This window comes from Halospina denitrificans, from assembly GCF_004364635.1.
Taxonomy (GTDB): domain Bacteria; phylum Pseudomonadota; class Gammaproteobacteria; order Pseudomonadales; family Oleiphilaceae; genus Halospina; species Halospina denitrificans.
Window position 1 is genome coordinate 160,830 of the sequence record NZ_SOAX01000002.1, and the last position, 16,549, is coordinate 177,378.

At 60.6% G+C, this 16,549-nt stretch carries 17 protein-coding genes; 8 read left to right on the forward strand and 9 right to left on the reverse strand.

What is annotated here, in order from left to right:
- Positions 1–45 precede the first annotated feature (45 nt).
- Entirely contained in the window at positions 46–300 is a 255-nt protein-coding gene (locus tag DES49_RS04375) for a BrnA antitoxin family protein (RefSeq protein ID WP_133735175.1), read from the reverse strand.
- Entirely contained in the window at positions 278–556 is a 279-nt protein-coding gene (locus DES49_RS04380; RefSeq protein ID WP_133735176.1) for a BrnT family toxin, read from the reverse strand. The genes DES49_RS04375 and DES49_RS04380 overlap by 23 nt, the downstream gene beginning before the upstream one ends.
- 302 nt (positions 557–858) lie before the next feature.
- Here DES49_RS04380 and rsxA point away from each other — a divergent pair, with 302 nt between their 5' ends.
- The 7 genes from rsxA to nth all read left to right on the forward strand — a co-directional run bounded on the left by rsxA (position 859) and on the right by nth (position 6,898).
- Positions 859–1,440 carry an electron transport complex subunit RsxA gene (gene rsxA / locus DES49_RS04385; RefSeq protein ID WP_133735177.1) on the forward strand — a complete coding sequence of 194 codons (582 nt, stop codon included), beginning with the start codon at positions 859–861 and terminating at the stop codon, positions 1,438–1,440.
- A 28-nt stretch (positions 1,441–1,468) separates the two neighbouring features.
- The gene (rsxB, locus tag DES49_RS04390) at positions 1,469–2,080 is read left to right on the forward strand and encodes an electron transport complex subunit RsxB (protein WP_133735178.1); all 612 of its coding nucleotides are present in this window, start codon (positions 1,469–1,471) and stop codon (positions 2,078–2,080) included.
- 1 nt (position 2,081) lies between these two features.
- The gene (gene rsxC / locus DES49_RS04395) at positions 2,082–3,758 is read left to right on the forward strand and encodes an electron transport complex subunit RsxC (protein ID WP_133735179.1); all 1,677 of its coding nucleotides are present in this window, start codon (positions 2,082–2,084) and stop codon (positions 3,756–3,758) included.
- Positions 3,759–3,761: 3 nt separating this feature from the next.
- Positions 3,762–4,766 carry an electron transport complex subunit RsxD gene (gene rsxD / locus DES49_RS04400; protein ID WP_243864888.1) on the forward strand — a complete coding sequence of 335 codons (1,005 nt, stop codon included), beginning with the start codon at positions 3,762–3,764 and terminating at the stop codon, positions 4,764–4,766.
- On the forward strand, positions 4,763–5,401 hold the full coding sequence (gene rsxG / locus DES49_RS04405) for an electron transport complex subunit RsxG (protein ID WP_133735180.1): 639 nt from the start codon (positions 4,763–4,765) through the stop codon (positions 5,399–5,401). The genes rsxD and rsxG overlap by 4 nt, the downstream gene beginning before the upstream one ends.
- A 151-nt stretch (positions 5,402–5,552) precedes the next feature.
- A complete protein-coding gene (locus tag DES49_RS04410) occupies positions 5,553–6,266 on the forward strand; it encodes an electron transport complex subunit E (protein WP_133735181.1) in 714 nt (237 codons plus the stop codon).
- On the forward strand, positions 6,263–6,898 hold the full coding sequence (nth, locus tag DES49_RS04415) for an endonuclease III (RefSeq protein WP_133735182.1): 636 nt from the start codon (positions 6,263–6,265) through the stop codon (positions 6,896–6,898). The genes DES49_RS04410 and nth overlap by 4 nt, the downstream gene beginning before the upstream one ends.
- A 134-nt stretch (positions 6,899–7,032) precedes the next feature.
- On the opposite strand, the gene DES49_RS04420 is transcribed toward nth, so the two are convergent.
- The 5 genes from DES49_RS04420 to DES49_RS04440 form a co-directional block, all read right to left on the reverse strand.
- A complete protein-coding gene (locus tag DES49_RS04420; protein WP_133735183.1) occupies positions 7,033–7,608 on the reverse strand; it encodes a chalcone isomerase family protein in 576 nt (191 codons plus the stop codon).
- A gap of 169 nt (positions 7,609–7,777) precedes the next feature.
- Positions 7,778–10,945: an efflux RND transporter permease subunit gene (locus DES49_RS04425; protein WP_243864890.1), complete on the reverse strand. Its 3,168-nt coding sequence runs from the start codon at positions 10,943–10,945 to the stop codon at positions 7,778–7,780.
- A gap of 28 nt (positions 10,946–10,973) precedes the next feature.
- Positions 10,974–12,254: an efflux RND transporter periplasmic adaptor subunit gene (locus DES49_RS04430; RefSeq protein WP_133735184.1), complete on the reverse strand. Its 1,281-nt coding sequence runs from the start codon at positions 12,252–12,254 to the stop codon at positions 10,974–10,976.
- Complete coding sequence (locus DES49_RS04435) at positions 12,251–13,528, reverse strand: TolC family protein (RefSeq protein WP_166645985.1); 1,278 nt, start codon at positions 13,526–13,528, stop codon at positions 12,251–12,253. Before DES49_RS04435 ends, DES49_RS04430 begins: the two co-directional genes overlap by 4 nt.
- 67 nt (positions 13,529–13,595) lie before the next feature.
- Positions 13,596–13,955 (reverse strand): hypothetical protein, encoded by a 360-nt coding sequence (locus tag DES49_RS04440; protein WP_208297015.1) that lies wholly within the window; start codon positions 13,953–13,955, stop codon positions 13,596–13,598.
- 188 nt (positions 13,956–14,143) lie between these two features.
- Between DES49_RS04440 and DES49_RS04445 the strand changes: the two genes are divergently transcribed.
- The gene (locus DES49_RS04445) at positions 14,144–14,530 is read left to right on the forward strand and encodes a DUF302 domain-containing protein (protein ID WP_133735187.1); all 387 of its coding nucleotides are present in this window, start codon (positions 14,144–14,146) and stop codon (positions 14,528–14,530) included.
- Between the two features lie 49 nt (positions 14,531–14,579).
- Here the strand turns inward: DES49_RS04445 and rpoS are convergent, their stop codons facing one another.
- Together rpoS and DES49_RS04455 are read right to left on the reverse strand one after the other, a co-directional pair.
- Positions 14,580–15,578 carry an RNA polymerase sigma factor RpoS gene (rpoS, locus tag DES49_RS04450; protein WP_133735188.1) on the reverse strand — a complete coding sequence of 333 codons (999 nt, stop codon included), beginning with the start codon at positions 15,576–15,578 and terminating at the stop codon, positions 14,580–14,582.
- 74 nt (positions 15,579–15,652) lie between these two features.
- Entirely contained in the window at positions 15,653–16,489 is an 837-nt protein-coding gene (locus DES49_RS04455; RefSeq protein ID WP_133735189.1) for a peptidoglycan DD-metalloendopeptidase family protein, read from the reverse strand.
- Positions 16,490–16,549 lie beyond the last annotated feature (60 nt).

Here is a 16,549-nt window from a genome sequence, read left to right on the forward strand (position 1 = left end):
CTCCTCCCCAGACATCAAGCGGCCCGCAGCGGGGCCCTCGCGACCCTAGCGCCGGGACTGCTGATTCTCCATATAGCGGCGCAGCAGCTGGTTGATTCGTGTTTGATAACCCTTCCCCTGTGCCTTGAACCAACTCAGCACGTCTTCGTCCAGGCGCAGTGTCACCGCGCGTTTGGCGGGTACTTTCAGTTCGGCATCGCGGAAAAAGCTATCGTCCAGTTCCGGTATATCACTGGTATCAATGTCGCGGTCTTCCGTCTCCGCCAACCGGTTCCAGTCAGTTTTTGACTCGTTGCTCATAGCGGCGCACCTCGCGTTTAGTCGCTTTTCGGGCCGAGATAATGCGGATGACGTCACCCTGGCGCTCGGTATAGACCACCACGCCGATCAGGGCCCGTATCCAGCCAATCGCCACCCACCGTTCCTCGCCGTAGTCATGGCAGTCATCAGGCAGTGCCAGCATGGGATGATTGAAAATGTCCTGCGCATCAACAAAATCGATGCCGTGCTTGCGGATGTTGGCCGCATTTTTAGCTTCGTCCCATTCAAAGCGCATACACATCCCTGTATTGACGTTTGTATGTACAGAGTACTCCATTCAAACTCGTCTTGTCCAGCCGAATGCCTCTCTTGCTGGCCCGCCTCACTGCACTTCTGGATATCACTCTAAATAAGTACAATTCAACGGAGAGAAGCCGAATCTCCCGCAAAGCTCTGGGGCGGGTGGTTGGTGCGTCTTTCCGGGAAACTCCGGAGCCATGGATGGCGGAGGGTAGCGTACATGGATGTATTCATAGCGGTTCCCGGAAAGACGCACCAACCACCCGCCCGGCACAGAACTCTCAGGACAAAGAAACCATGACCGAATACCTGCTGATACTGGTCAGCACCGTGCTGGTCAACAACTTCGTGCTGGTCCAGTTCCTGGGGCTGTGTCCTTTCATGGGTGTCTCCAACAAGCTGGAGACGGCCATGGGCATGTCCATGGCCACCACCTTCGTTCTCACTCTGGCCTCCGTCGTCAGCTACCTCGTCCATGAATACCTGCTGGTACCGCTGGAGGTGGAATTCCTTCGGACCATCAGTTTTATCCTCGTCATCGCCGTAGTGGTACAATTCACCGAAATCGTCGTCCGCCACACCAGCCCGCTGCTTCACCGGGTACTGGGCATCTTTCTGCCGCTGATCACCACCAACTGCGCCGTGCTCGGTGTGGCGCTGCTCAATATCCAGCGCCAGAACAGCTTCATCGAATCCATTCTCTATGGGTTCGGCGCCGCGGCCGGTTTCTCGCTGGTGCTGATCCTGTTTTCCGCCATGCGGGAGCGGATCGCGGCGGCGGACGTGCCACAACCCTTCCAGGGCGCGGCCATCGGCATGATCACCGCCGGGCTGATGTCGCTGGCTTTCATGGGGTTCACCGGGCTGGTTACACTTTGAGCGGCCAAGACCAAGAGACTGCAACACCATGTGGATGAACCTGGCCATTGCCGTCGGAACATTGCTTACCCTTGCGGGGCTCTTCGGGGCCGTGCTCGGGTATGCGTCCGTGCGTTTCCGGGTTCAGGGCAATCCGTTGGTGGAACAGGTGGATTCGCTTCTGCCCCAGACCCAGTGCGGGCAGTGCGGCTACCCCGGGTGCAAGCCCTACGCGGAGGCGATTGTCGAGGGTGATAAAATCAACAAGTGTCCGCCCGGCGGTGAGGCCACCATCCAGAGCCTGGCCAATCTGCTGGATGTGGAGCCGGAGCCCCTGGACGCGGAGCACGGCGTTGAGCAGGAGAAACGGGTTGCCGTTATCCGCGAGGACGAGTGCATCGGCTGTACCAAGTGCATCCAGGCCTGCCCGGTGGATGCCATTGTGGGGGCCGCGCAGCTCATGCATACCGTGATCGAGAGCGAGTGCACGGGGTGCGACCTCTGCATCGATCCCTGCCCCGTGGACTGCATCGATATGGTTACCGTGAGCAAGGACATTCGGGAATGGTACCCGAACGCCCCCGCCGATCGACCGTTCACCCATCCGGAGCCGGTCATCGCCACCGACCGGCAACCAGCAACGGCGGAGGCCGGCGCCTGAGATGGGTCGACCTTTCGATTTCCCCGGTGGCATCGAGCTTCCCGACAACAAGACGCAATCCCTGCAGAGCCCCATCCGACAGCCGTCACTGCCGGACCACTTCGCCGTCCCGTTGCTCCAGCATATCGGCGAACACGCCCGGGCCTGCGTCCAGCCGGGAGACACCGTACTCAAGGGGCAGCGGCTGGCGGACTCGGACCGGGGCGCCGGTGTGCCGGTTCACGCGCCCACCTCGGGCACCGTCACCGCCATCGAGGCCCGCCAGGTGCCCCACCCTTCCGGACTGGAGGACTGGTGCGTTCGGATCGAGCCGGACGGGCGGGACCAATGGACGGAGCTGGCCGACTGCCCGGATTACGCGGAACTGCCGGTTGAAGAACAGCTCAGCCGGATTCACGCCGCCGGCATTGCCGGGCTCGGGGGTGCGGGCTTTCCCACGGACGCCAAGCTGGTGGCGGGCGATGGCGCCCGGATCCGCACCCTGATCCTCAACGGCGCCGAATGCGAACCCTACATCACTGCCGACCAGAGCCTGATGCGTGAACGCCCGGAGGCCATTATTGCCGGGGCCCGGATCATCAGCTCACTGCTGGGCGCCGAGGAATGCCTGATTGGCATCGAGGACAACAAGCCCGAGGCCATCAAGGCGCTGCAGGAGGCGACGAACGGAACCGGGATTGAGGTTGTGGTGGTCCGCACCCGCTACCCGTCCGGTGGCGAGAAGCAGCTGATCCAGTTGCTGACAGGCCAGGAAGTCCCCCACGACGGCATCCCGGCCGACATCGGCGTGCTCTGCCAGAACATCGCCACCGCCGAATCCATCTACCGGGCACTGCGCTTCGGGGAGCCGGTTATATCGCGCATCACCACCCTGACCGGCAAGGCCCTGGAACGCCCAGGCAATGTGGAAGCCCGCATCGGGACACCGATCATCCACCTCCTGAACGAGGCGGGGCTGCACGAGGACAATCTGAAGCGACTGATCATGGGCGGCCCCATGATGGGATTCGACCTGCCCTCGATCACCGCCCCCGTGGTCAAGGGCACCAACTGCCTGATCGCGGGAACGGCCGACGAGTTCCCGGATTCGCCCATCCCGCAACCCTGTATCCGCTGCGGCCTGTGCGAACAGGCCTGCCCCATGGAGCTTCTCCCCCAGCAGCTCTACTGGTTCGCCCGCTCCGGGGAATACGACAAGGCGGAAGACTTCAACCTCTTCGACTGCATCGAATGCGGTGCCTGCTCCTGGGTCTGCCCCAGCAGCATCCCGCTGGTCCAGTACTACCAGCACGCCAAGGGGGCCATCCGGGAGCAGCGACGTGAACAGGAAGAGGCCGACCGCGCCCGGCTGCGGTTCGAGCAGCGCCAGGCCCGACTTGAGAAAGAGAAGGCGGAAAAGGAGGAACGCCGCCAGGCGCGAATGGAAGCCCGCAAGCATAAGGCCTCCGGCGCCACGCCCGAAAGTGCGGCAAGCAGTGGGCCCGACCTGGAAACCCTGACCCGGCGCCGTGATGACGCCCGCGAAAAGGTGGATGAGGCCCGGGCGAAGCTCGAAGAAGCCCGGGAGACGGCACCCGAGGCCGTGACCAAACTGGAACGGGCGCTGAACAAGCACCAGAAGCGGCTGGACAGCGCGGAACAGGCGCTCGCCAATGCCCATGAGTCGTCAACGGAGTAGCCCATGCTGACCACCGGACGCATCATGCAATGGGTCATCGCCGCCACCCTCCCCGGCCTGCTGGCACTGACGCTCTTCTTCGGCTGGGGCAACCTGATCAACGTGGTGTGGTGCACCCTGGTGGCCATGGGAACCGAAGCCCTGATCCTGGCCCTTCGCAAGCGCCCCGTAACCTTCTTTCTCAGCGACGGCAGCGCCGCCCTGACTGGCGTGCTCCTGGGCCTGGCCCTGCCCCCGCTGCTGCCCTGGTGGATATCCCTGATTGCCGCCGCCAGCGCCATTCTCCTGGCCAAGCAACTCTACGGTGGACTCGGCTCCAACCTCTTCAACCCCGCGATGGTCGGCTACGCGCTCGTGCTGATCAGCTTCCCGGAAGCCATGACAACAAACTGGGCCCAGCCACTGGCGCTGCTGGATGAGGCCCCGGGACTACTGGATACCCTGGCGATCATCGCCAGCCTCGCCGAACCCGCGACCATCGATGGCATCACCGGCGCCACCCCATTGGATGTTTACAAACACGAAATCGGCTCGCGACTGGCCAGCACCGTCACCGCCGACCCCATCTTCGGCGACGGCATCGCCCGGGGCTGGGAATGGGTCAACCTGGCCTTCCTCGCCGGCGGCCTTTTCCTGATCCGCCTGAAGATCATCACCTGGCACATCCCGGCCAGCTTCCTCGGCGCCCTGACCCTCATGACCCTGCTCTTCGGCTACGACCCGGACCAATCCGTCCCCGTCCAGATGCACCTGTTCGCCGGCGCCACCATGCTCTGCGCCTTCTTCATCGCCACCGACCCCGTCTCCGCCGCCACCTCCAACAAGGGCAAACTCTGGTACGGCGCCGGCATCGGCATCCTCCTCTACATCATCCGCGCCTGGGGCAGCTACCCCGACGCCGTAGCCTTCGCGGTCCTACTGATGAACTTCGCCGTCCCCTTCATCGACTACTACACCCGCCCGCGAACTTACGGCCACCGCAAACCGGAACGGGGGCTCCCCTCATGAACGCCCTCGCCCGCGCCATGCTCAACAACGCCATCGGCCTCGGCCTCTTTGCCGCCATCACGGCCGGCGCCATCGGTGTTACCCAGGTCCTGACCCAAGAGCGGATCGAAGAGCAGGAATCGGAAGCCCGATACAAGGCACTGCGGGAGGTCATCCCGGAAGACAACTACACCAATACCCTGGGCACGAATACCATTGAGTTACCGGATAATGAGGAGCTCGGAACCGAGGCAGGCGACGAAGCGTTCCTTGCGCTAAAGGATGATCGGGTTACGGGCGTCATCCTCCCCGTAACCGCTCCCGACGGTTATTCAGGAGATATTGACCTGATCCTTGGCATCACCCCGGAGGGTAAACTGACCGGTGTGCGCGTCACCCAACACGCGGAGACCCCGGGCCTGGGCGACGCCATTGAAACCTCCAAGAGCGACTGGATACTGGATTTCAAAGGCCACTCACTGGACAATCCCCCTCCTGATGAGTGGCATGTAGCCCCCGACGGCGGTCGCTTCGACGCCCTCAGCGGCGCTACCATCACCAGTCGAGCGGTTGTTCGGGCTGTATTCCGGGGGCTGGTTTTCTTCGAGGATAACCAGGATAAATTTCTGAATGAGACAGCCCCCAAGGCTGAATAACCCCTGATGTTCGAAGGGGTGTGAGCGGGGAACCCTGTTCAGGACCCTCTGAGGCCATGGATGGCCGAAGGGAGCGTACATGGACGTATTCACAGCGTGTCCTGAACAGGGTTCCCCGCTCACACCCCCGGCACAATGAAAGCAGGCATTCATGACCGAGCCCCAGACAAAAGACATCATCCAAAACGGCCTCTGGACCAACAACCCAGCCCTGGTCCAGTTACTGGGCCTGTGCCCCCTGTTGGCAGTAACCAGCACAGTCGTCAACGCCCTCGGCCTCGGTCTGGCCACCCTGCTGGTCGTCACCGGCTCAAACATCGCCGTCTCACTAATCCGCAATTTCGTCACCGAGTCCGTGCGCCTGCCCGCCTTCGTGATGATCATCGCCTCCTTCGTCACCTGCACCGAACTGCTGATGAAGGCCTACGCCTACGAGCTGTACCAGATCCTTGGCATCTTCATCCCTCTGATCGTCACCAACTGCGCCATCCTGGGCCGCGCCGAAGCCTTCGCCAGCAAAAACCCCATCCTCCCCGCAGCCCTGGATGGCCTGATGACAGGGCTGGGTTTCCTCGGCGTACTGCTGGCGCTCGGAGCCATGCGGGAACTGATTGGCCATGGAACACTCTTCGCCGGCATGGACCTCCTACTGGGATCAACAGCCGCCAGCTGGGAAGTCACCGTCTTCCCCAACTACCGGGACGCGCTGATTGCCGTCCTGCCCCCTGGCGCCTTCATCGGCCTCGGTCTGCTGATCGCCCTCAAGAATCGGATCGACAGCCAGGTTGAGAAACACCGTTCCACACAGCCGGAAACCGTGGACCCCGGCAGCAAACGCGTTCGAGTAACAGGGTATTTTTCATGAACGACGCCAAACGCGCGGAAATCTTCGCGCGCCTCAAGGAAGCCAATCCGGAACCGACCACGGAGCTGAACTACAACACCCCGTTCGAGCTCCTGGTCGCGGTCATACTCTCGGCCCAGGCTACTGACGTCGGCGTTAACAAAGCCACGGCCAAACTCTTCCCGGTCGCCAACACCCCGGAAGCCATTCTGGAACTGGGCGAAGAGGGTCTGAAGGAGTACATCAAGACCATCGGCCTCTACAACAGCAAGGCCGGCAACATCATCAAGGCCTGCCAAGGGCTGGTGGAGCGGCACAACTCACAGGTCCCGGACAACCGCAAGGACCTTGAAGCACTGCCGGGTGTGGGCCGAAAGACCGCCAACGTCGTCCTCAACACCGCCTTTGACCAGCCGACCATGGCCGTGGATACCCATATCTTCCGGGTCGCCAACCGCACTGGCATTGCGCCAGGCAAGACCGTGCGCGAGGTTGAGGACAAGCTGATGAAGCGGGTGCCGAGGGCCTATCTGAAGGATGCCCACCACTGGCTGATCCTGCACGGGCGCTATACCTGCGTGGCCAGGAAACCGCGTTGCGGCAGCTGCGTCATCGAGGACCTGTGCGAGTTCAAGGAGAAGGATCTCCCGTAATCAGTTCCTGCACCCTTTAATGAAACGAAAACGCGGCGCCGGGTTTCTCCGGGCGCCGCGTTTCGGGGCAAAGTAAATCAGCCAGGCGCTCCGTTCATTGACCGGAACGCCGATGGCTCAACGATTCCCGGCAATCACTCCTTGCCGAGCATCGCCTGCTTCACGCTTTCCTGGGCCGGGGAATCGCCAAGCCAGATCGCAAACAGGGCCTGTTTGAAGTCCATGCCACCCTTGACGGTGCCAGTCTTCTCACCGTTCCTGTAGACAACCACGCCTTCTTCAGGAAGGTATGCAATCCGGAAGTGATCGCCTTCCTTGATTTCCTTCTCGAAGTTCTTCATGAAGGCATCAACGTCTTCCTGGATCGGCTCCATGTTGCCGGACGTGGCGTTCTCGAAGCCTTCAATGGTAGCGTCGGTCATGCGCTCACTGGTGATCATGCCGGAAACGATATCCAGTGTGATCGCCATCGGCTGCTCACCACCGATAACCTCATCGGGGTTATCCGTTTCTTCCGGCAGGTAGAGGCTGCCCACGTACAGGCTCATGAACCACTTGGAGCGGATGCCACCGCCATTGAACTTGAGCTCATTGCCGTCAACCGTAATGGTGTCCGGAATCTCAACGCCCGCGATTTCCCGACTCTCCGCCTGAGCCGTTACAGAGAACATGCAGAACAGGATAAAAACACTGCAGATCAGTTTCTTCATGGGATCTTCCTCATAGTCCGTTTTTCTGAATTATTGTCTTGCTCCGCAACTGCATTTTTGCGGAAACCCGACGATCCTTAACAGGCTTGGCGAGTCTAGCATTGTTAATTGCGGTTAAATGCCCAACAGTTCTCACCACATTGGCCTATTTTGCAAAAGGATGAGCGGCTCAATCGCCCGCCTTCGCCGCAAACCAACGGTAAAGCGCCGGTATCACCACCAGGGTCAGAATTGTGGATGTAAACAGGCCACCCACGACTACCGTAGCCAATGGCCTCTGCACCCCACTGCCGGTGCCAGTCGCAACCAACAGCGGAAGCAGTCCCAGTGAGGTGGTCAGTGCCGTCATAAGCACCGGCCGTACCCGCAGGCAGGCGCCCTGAATAGAGGCCTCATCCACGCTCATTCCCTCACGCACCAGCTGGTTCAGATAGGAGACCAGCACCATGCCGTTCTCCAGCGCTATACCGAACAGTGCAATGAAGCCCACCGAGGCGGGCACCGAGAGATTCTGGCCGGAAATCCAGAGCGCAGCAATACCGCCCACCAGCGCCAGCGGGATGTTGGACAGGATCAGCAGAGTGCTGCGTACCGAGTGGAAGCTGATATAAAGCATCAGACAGATCAATGCCAGTGTTACCGGGATGACGATGGCAAAGCGGGCATTGGCCTTCTGCTGCAGCTCGTACTGTCCGCCCCATTCAAGCAGGTAGCCCGTGGGCAGTTCTACCTGTTCGCTGATCGCCTTCTGGCCGGCTTCCACAAAGCTGCCGATATCCCGGCTCTCCACGTTGGCCTGCACCGTAATGTAGCGCTGGGCATTTTCACGGCTGATCTGGCGTGGGCCACTGATCTTCTCGAGCTGAGCCAACTGGCTCAGGGGGACCTCAGCACCGTCAGGGGCCTCGATCAGGATATTGCTCATGGCCTCCAGATCTTTCCGGTCCTTTTCCTGGTACCGGACATACACATCAAAACGCCGTACCCCCTCGAAGATCTGCCCGGCCGTTGTGCCCCCAACGGCATTGCGAATGCGCTTCTGCACGCGCTCCATGGTGATGCCGTAACGTGCCAGCGCATCCCGGTCGGGTTGGATGCGCATCTGGGGTGCACCGATCACCTGATCCGCCTTGACGTCGGCCGCGCCCGGGACCTCTCGCAGAACCCCTGCGATGGCGTCCGCCTTCTGTTTCAGCGTGGCCAGATCGTCCCCGTAAAGCTTGACGGCCAGCTCGGACTTCACGCCACCGACCAGTTCATTCACGGAAAGCTGGATCGGCTGGGTCATGTTGGTCATGATCCCCGGCATGCCCTTCAGCTTTTCACGGATGGCCTGCTCGATCCCGTCCTGGGACTCGTAGCCGAGTTCGTCCCATTTGGAACGCGGTTCCAGAACCACCAGCGAATGCACGGTATTGATGGGGTCGGCATGGGCGCCGACTTCGCCACGGCCCACACGGCTCACGGTCTTTTTCACACCCGGAACGTCGAGCATCCGTTTCTCGGCGAGCATGGTGTTGCGCTTGGCTTCACTCAGTGAGATCGAGGGTGCGAACGTCATGTTCACGATCAGGTCGCCCTCATCCATGCGTGGCGCAAACTCAGAGCCCAACTGCGGGAAAAGAATGCCGCCCATACCGATAAGACCCACTGCCAACAGCACCGCCAGGGATCGACGCGCAATGAAGAAACGCAGTAGCGGGCGATAAAGCACCAGGATCCACTGGACGATCAGTGATTCGCGCCTGTAACCATGGTCCTCGGATTCATCCGCGATCGGTCTGGAGGGGGTGAGACGGTGCCACCAGCGCTGCTTTCCGTCATCGGCATTCTCTTTGGGTCGACGCATCATCAGACTCGCCAGTACCGGCGTAATAAACAACGCATAGACCAGCGAACCAACCATGCCCAATGCCACCGTGTAGGCCAGTGGCCGGAAGGTCTTGCCGGCCACGCCGGTCAGCGTGAACAGGGGCAGAAAGACGATGATGATAATCGCAATGGCGAACAGGATGGGCGAAGCCACCTCGCGGCACGCCCTGGCTACCACCCGGATCCGCCGCTCGTAGCGTTCCGCTTCATGCAGGTGTCGATCGATGTTCTCGACCATCACGATGGTGCCGTCCACCATCAGGCCGATCGCAATGGCCAGCCCTCCCAGGCTCATCAGGTTCGCGGAGATATCGAACCAGTACATCCCGACAACCGCGAACAACACGGAGAATGGGATAGCTGCGGCCACCACTATACTGGGCCGGAAACCGCCCATGAACACGAACAGGACCAGCACCACCAGCACGATCCCCTGGAAGAGGGCATTCGAGACCGTGTTCACCGCATTCTGGACCAGCGTCTTCTGCTCATAATACGGCACGATCCTCACGCCTTCGGGCAGGCTCTGCTGGATCGATTCCAGACGATCTTCCACCCGCTGGATCACGGCCGAGGTGTTGGCGCCATAAAGCTTGACGACCATCCCCGAGACCACTTCCTTCTCGCCATTGAGCGTCTGCAGGCCCTGACGGACCTCGCCGCCGATCTCAACGGTGGCAATATCTGCCAGCCGCACCGGGGTTCCATCCACCGTCTTGACGGTAATCCGCTCCAGATCTCTGATGCCCTTGGCCAGCCCCTCGGACCGGATCACGAACTGCTCGCCCCCCTCTTCAAGGAACTGAGCGCCCACGTTGAGGTTGCTGGAGCGCACACGATCAATGACCTTCTGGAGATCCAGATCATAGCGCTGGAGCGCGTCCGGATTGACGCTCACCTGGTACTGCTTCTTGTAACCGCCGATCCCGAGCACTTCCGTGACGCCACGCACCGTTTCCATCTTCGGCTTGATCAGCCAGTCCTGGATGGTGCGCAGCTGTGTAAGGTTGTACTCGTCCCTGGGAGCGTCCAGGTAGTAGTAGAGAATCAGGCCCTGACCGCTGGCAATCGGGCCCATCTGGGGCTCGCCAAAGCCCTCTGGGATGCTTTCCCGCGCTTTCTGCAGGCGTTCGCTAACCAGCTGTCGCGCGTGGTAGATGTCCGTGCCGTCCTCAAAGTAGACACTCACTACCGAAAGCCCGAAGTTCGAGTTGCTCCGGATCTCCCGCACCTTCGGCAGCCCCGTCATGGCCTGCTCGACGGGGTAGCTCACATAGGTCTCCACCTCCTCGGGCGCGAGACCGTCGGTCACCGTGAAGACCTGCACCAGCGTCGGCGAAACGTCCGGCACGGCGTCCACCGCCAGTTTCTGCCAGCTCCAGATCCCGCTGGCCAGTACCAGTACCCCCAGCAATACCATCAACAGACGGTTGCGGAGGGAGACATCCATCAGTCGTTCAATCATGTTTCAATGCTCCCGGGTCGCAGGGGCCTCAGTGGGAATGGCCGGCATGCTTAAGCTGTTCACGGCCGAATTCCGCCTTGAGCGTGAAGGTGTTGACGGCAGCGTAGGGCTCTCCGGCAGAGAGCCCCTTCAGGATTTCGACCTTGCCGTCAGCCTTGCGCCCGAGCTTGACCGGCCGGGCCCTGAAACCATGGTCGGTCCGTACAAACACCCGCGGCCCGCCATCCATGGTCTGGATCGCGGTCTGCGGCACAACCACATCCGCATCCACCGTTTCCACGGTCACATTCCCCGTGATGAACTGGCCCGGATACCACTGACCGGAAGCGTTTTCCAGCACCACGCGGGCCCTGGCAGAGCGGGTGGATTCCTGCATCAATGGCGTGACATAGGTGACGGAACTGGTGGCCGACGCATCGGAATCCGTCGCCTTCACGGTGACACTCTGGCCCGGACTCACATCATCAATGCTCTGGGGAAAGATGCTGAGCTGCCCCCAGACACGATCCCGGCTGGCGATCACGAAGGGCGAATCCCCGCCAGCATTGGCACTCACCCGTTCACCCCGGGTGAGGTGGCGTTCAATGATGGTGCCATCCACCGGGGCGGTCAGCTCGTAACGGGCAAGACTTTCATTGCTCTCCAGATCCAGCGCTTTGATGCCCTTCGGGGTCATGCCCAGGGTGCGCAGCTCGCGGCGTACCAGCTCAACCTTGACCTGTGCTTCGCTCAGTGCCTGACGGCTCTCCTGGAGTTCCGCCTGAGACGCGATCTGATCGTTGGCCAGTCGCTGCTTGCGCTGGAAGGTGGCCCGCGCCAGCTCGAGACTGGCCTTCGCCGACAGGAATTCCGAACGCACCCGGGCCAGCTCACGGCTCGAAAGCACGGCGAGCACCTCACCCTCGCTGACCTGTTCGCCGCTCTGTTTCAGCAGCTTCTCCGCCCGTCCGGAAACACGGGCCGTCACGTGGGTGATCAGGCCTTCATCGAACACGACCTCGCCGGGGAATTCCCGCCTGATCGACAGTGAGCCGGGTCCGGCTTCACGCACCTCAAGGCCGAATTCACGGATGACCTCGTCTGAGAGAGCAAGTTCCTGGCTACCCTTTTCGCCCTCGCGGCTTTCCTCTGAGGCGCTTTCATGATCATGCTCTCCGGATTTCCCCGACGCGCCCTTTTCTCCCTCGGCCTGCTCTTCATGGCCATGATTCCCGTGCCCGTCTTCCCCGGCATGCGGCTCGTGGCCATTACCACAACCGGCGAGCACTGCCATAAATACAAATGTGATCAGGACGTTCCGGCGCCTCATTGCATCGACTCCCCGGGGGCCAGACCGGCCGCCTCTTTCAATTCCAGTTTCGCCAGGCGTGCTTCAAGGAGCAGGTCCGCCCGTTTACGCTCGGCCTGCCAGACGGCATTAGTGGCATCAATCAGTTCCGTGAGCGTGACGTTACCTGCCCGATAGCCCTGCTCGCTCTGCTCAACAACCTTTCGTGATGGCTCGAGTATCTGCTCTTCATGACGCTCCAGGCGAGTCATCAAACGCCCGAGGGACTCGTACGCTGTTGCAATCTGGCGCTCAAGTTCACGCCGTCCTTCCCTGTGGGCTTGGTTCGCCTGTTCCGCCCTGCCCCTGGCAGCCGCCTCGCGGCCGCCGTAGGTCGTCCAGAGAGGAACTTCCACGCCCAGCCCAACGGCATAGGCGTTTTCTTCCTCACCCCGTAGCGCGAACCGCTTATGACTGAACGTCAGGTTCAGATCCGGAATGCGTGAGGCATTCGCTTCACGCGCCCTGGCCCTCGCGGATTCCGTTTCCTGCCGCGCCTGCCTGAGTTCCGGATGGCTGGCGAGGCGGGATTTCAGGTCAGACAGGCGAGGCGGCTCTGATATGGCGAGAGTGGTCTCAAACTCGGGGTCTTCACCGCCACTGAGATCAAGGAGGTTGCGGAAACGCTCCAGCACCGTCGCTCGATGCCGACTGGCATCGGAAAGCGTGGCATCCGCCTGGGCGGCCAATACTGACAGGCGGCTGGCCTCACGCATCGCGATGTCGCCACTTTCCGAGCGTTTCTGGGCAATATTGTCAAAGCGATCGGCCTGCTCGGTCTGGCGCTGAGCGATGGCCATCCGGGCCTGTGCGTGCTGCAGCCGCTGGTACAGCCGCGCCGCCTCGTGGGCTACGGAAAGCGATGCCCCGGTTACGCCGGAACGCGCCGCCGAGACGGCCTGCTCCGCAGCCTCGGCATCCGCGGCGGTGCGCCCGCCAATGGGAATGGGCTGCATCAGCTGCACGTTCTGAACGCGGATATCGTTGGTCTGCAGTTCCTGTCCGAGCGTGTCTCCCGCCGAAACACTCAGCGAAGGGTTCGGCCAGACACCGGATTGCTCGTACTTGCCCTGCTCACTGACAAGGGCTGCCTTTTCACGCTCAATGACGGGTGAGACAGACTGTGCCCGCTCGATGCTCTTCTGCAATGTCCAGCTTCCGGCGTACACCCGCGCGGCTGTAACCAGCATCAGCGCGGTGATCAATGCCCAGGGTAAACGCCTGCCCTTGCAGATACACTTAGCCAAGTGCTGCATGGTGTTCTCCAATACGCAGTATTTCGTTCGGTATGCGGGAAAATCACATACCGCGGATTGGGAGTGTTCAGGCGTGAGGTGGGTCGCGGGGCTGGGGAAGCGTGTAGCGTGGTGGTGGCTGGGGTGCCTGTACGAGCTGCGAGCCCACATCGATCGGGGCCGCAGTGACCACTATGGGCTGTGGCCAGCCGGTAATCACGAGGTCCAGGGACCAGTCGCCGGACTGTTCCCGGCTTATCGGGTCTGCATCCAGGCCATTCTGATCCCCGTGCAACTCATGGGAAAAATCCGCATGGACCGTGTCCGAACCGGACTGCCCATGGTCTCCCAACTGATGGAAATGAAGCCCCGCACCGAGCAACAGCTGCACCACGAAAACAACCGCCAGGGCGACACTGAGCCGGCGGCCGAATCGTTGATTGCTCACCAACATTGCGTTTGCCTGAAGAGACATGGGTTCATTAATCCAACAGAGTCCGATACGGAATTGCCGCTTGCATCAGGGAATTGAGGCTACCATAGAATAAGTAGCCTGCAATACTTGGATACCAGCCCATGGGATTGTCCGGAAATCCGGGCTAAACTCAATAGAGCATGGATTAAGGAGAAGCAGCTATGTCATATACGATCAGTCGGGTTATCACGGATGGGGATTTTGAGGATGTGGATGGTAGAACGCGTCAGGCTCTGGCCGACCACGGTTTCGGGGTACTGACGGAAATTGACGTCAAGGCTACGATGAAAAAGAAACTGGATAAGGATATGTCCGATTACCGGATTCTTGGTGCCTGTAACCCAGGCATGGCCTGGGAGGCTATTGGCCTGGAACCGCGGGTCGGCGCTATGCTGCCCTGCAATGTCATTCTTCGCGAAAGTTCAGAGGGCATCGAGGTCAGCGCAATAGACCCTGTCGCGTCCATGACCGCCATTGATAACGATGAGCTTAAACAGGTCGCGGGGAACGTCAGGGATATGCTTTCGGATGTGGTTCAATCCATCTGAAAACGAGGATAGAACTGTTTGGCGTCGCTGTCAGCGACGCCAAACGGAATCAACCCTCGAAAAGCATATCGCCTGAGAGCCCCTCCTTCTCAAGAATCTCCCGCAGGCGGCGCAGAGCTTCGACCTGGATCTGGCGCACCCGCTCACGGGTCAGTCCGATCTCGGAACCCACTTCCTCCAGCGTGCTGGTGTTGTAGCCCCGAAGGCCAAAGCGACGGCAGAGGACTTCCTGCTGCTTGTCGCTGAGCTGGTCGATCCACTGCTCGATGCAGCCCTTGATGTTGTTTTCCTGGAGCAGGGAGGCCGGATCGGCGGACCCTTCATCCGGAACCGTGTCCAGCAGCGACTTGTCGCCGTTGTTGCCAATGGGCGTGTCCACGGAGGCGACGCGCTCGTTCAGGCCGAGCATGCGCTTGACGTCCGCAACCGGCTTGTCGACCTTGTTGGCGATTTCCTCGGCGGAAGGCTCATGGTCCAGCTTCTGGCTGAGCTCACGGGAGGCACGCAGGTAGAGGTTGAGCTCCTTGACCACGTGAATCGGCAGACGGATGGTGCGCGTCTGGTTCATGATGGCGCGCTCGATGGTCTGGCGGATCCACCAGGTCGCGTAGGTGGAGAAGCGGAAGCCACGCTCCGGGTCAAACTTCTCCACGGCGCGGATCAGGCCCAGGTTCCCCTCTTCGATCAGGTCCAGCAGTGTCAGCCCGCGGTTCACGTAACGCCGCGCAATCTTCACCACAAGGCGCAGGTTGCTCTCGATCATCCGGCGCCGGCCACTTTCATCCCCCTGGCGTGCCAGGCGGGAGAAATGCACTTCCTCCTCCGGCGTCAGCAGTGGAGAGAAACCGATCTCGTTGAGATACAGCTGGGTTGCATCCGCCTGCTGCTGGCGGCCTGTCTGGCTGTACCGCGAGGAGTTGTTGCGGGCACGCTCGAGTGCTGCGGCGCCATCATCCTCGGTAACAGCCGCCTGTTCCGGCGCTTCAGTCACCGCTGCCTCTTCATCCAGAGCCACTTCCTGAACTATTTCGTCTCGCTCTACCGACATAGTTTTCACCCTGCTTGTAATACTACCCCTTGAAGGCTTCCGTTATTGTTTGATTATCAGGAAGCCACTTTTGTCTAACGAGGCGGCAGATACTGCGCCGGATCGACCGGATCCCCTTTTCTTCTTATTTCAAAGTGGAGCATGGTCCGGTCCGCTCCGGTGCTCCCCATCTCGGCGATTGTCTCGCCCTGGCTGACTTTCTCGCCCTCCTCAACCAGGATGGCCCGGCTGTGGGCATAGGCACTGAGAAAGTGTTCGCTGTGATTGACAATGATCAGATTGCCATATCCCAGCAAACCGCTGCCCGCGTACACCACACTCCCGTCGGCAGCAGCCTCGATGGGGTCTCCCGCATCGCCGCCGATATCAATACCTTTATTCATATCGGCGCTTTCAGATGAATATTTCGCAATAACCGGGCCAGAATGGGGCCAGCGCCAAACGATGTCATTAACGGAAGTATTGCCGGCCTGTAACTCTGTGTTACTTGCACGATTGCCGGAAGATGCTACGGAGGATGATTTCGGAGTGCTCGATGAGGTGTTCTGAGAGGGCTTGCGTGAAGTGCTTTCGGTACCTTGATCGGTAGAGCTCGGCGAGGACCGACCCGCCGATGAACGCGCGCCGGTTCCCTGTTCTACTTCTCTGTTCAGGTGAATGACATCCCCGGGATGAATCTCGTAAGGCTCCTGAATCCCGTTGGCAGCGGCGAGATCCCGGTAGTTCCAGCCATATCGCATGGCAACGCTGTAGAGGGTTTCCCCCTCTGAAACCACATGCCGCCCCCAGGTCACTCTGGGGTTGTAATCATCATCGAGAAGCAGTTCCGTGGAATTACAGCCACTGAGCACAAGCAGCACCACCAGACCGATAAGGCCGGGAGCAGAGTTAATAAAACGGCGCTGACTCATAAGGTTACCGCTTACTTTTGAGGCCCGGTATGGCATTTTTCTATTCTTTTTTGGAATTAT

Coding starts and splice junctions, on each gene's coding strand:
- DES49_RS04420 (WP_133735183.1), bottom strand. CDS start 7,608: ATGAAGAAACTGATCTGCAGTGTTTTTATCCTGTTCTGCATGTTCTCT.
- nth (WP_133735182.1), top strand. CDS start 6,263: ATGAACGACGCCAAACGCGCGGAAATCTTCGCGCGCCTCAAGGAAGCC.
- DES49_RS04375 (WP_133735175.1), bottom strand. CDS start 300: ATGAGCAACGAGTCAAAAACTGACTGGAACCGGTTGGCGGAGACGGAA.
- DES49_RS04410 (WP_133735181.1), top strand. CDS start 5,553: ATGACCGAGCCCCAGACAAAAGACATCATCCAAAACGGCCTCTGGACC.
- rsxD (WP_243864888.1), top strand. CDS start 3,762: ATGCTGACCACCGGACGCATCATGCAATGGGTCATCGCCGCCACCCTC.
- DES49_RS04445 (WP_133735187.1), top strand. CDS start 14,144: ATGTCATATACGATCAGTCGGGTTATCACGGATGGGGATTTTGAGGAT.
- rpoS (WP_133735188.1), bottom strand. CDS start 15,578: ATGTCGGTAGAGCGAGACGAAATAGTTCAGGAAGTGGCTCTGGATGAA.
- DES49_RS04425 (WP_243864890.1), bottom strand. CDS start 10,945: ATGATTGAACGACTGATGGATGTCTCCCTCCGCAACCGTCTGTTGATG.
- rsxA (WP_133735177.1), top strand. CDS start 859: ATGACCGAATACCTGCTGATACTGGTCAGCACCGTGCTGGTCAACAAC.
- DES49_RS04435 (WP_166645985.1), bottom strand. CDS start 13,528: ATGCAGCACTTGGCTAAGTGTATCTGCAAGGGCAGGCGTTTACCCTGG.
- DES49_RS04455 (WP_133735189.1), bottom strand. CDS start 16,489: ATGAGTCAGCGCCGTTTTATTAACTCTGCTCCCGGCCTTATCGGTCTG.
- rsxB (WP_133735178.1), top strand. CDS start 1,469: ATGTGGATGAACCTGGCCATTGCCGTCGGAACATTGCTTACCCTTGCG.
- DES49_RS04430 (WP_133735184.1), bottom strand. CDS start 12,254: ATGAGGCGCCGGAACGTCCTGATCACATTTGTATTTATGGCAGTGCTC.
- DES49_RS04380 (WP_133735176.1), bottom strand. CDS start 556: ATGCGCTTTGAATGGGACGAAGCTAAAAATGCGGCCAACATCCGCAAG.
- rsxG (WP_133735180.1), top strand. CDS start 4,763: ATGAACGCCCTCGCCCGCGCCATGCTCAACAACGCCATCGGCCTCGGC.
- rsxC (WP_133735179.1), top strand. CDS start 2,082: ATGGGTCGACCTTTCGATTTCCCCGGTGGCATCGAGCTTCCCGACAAC.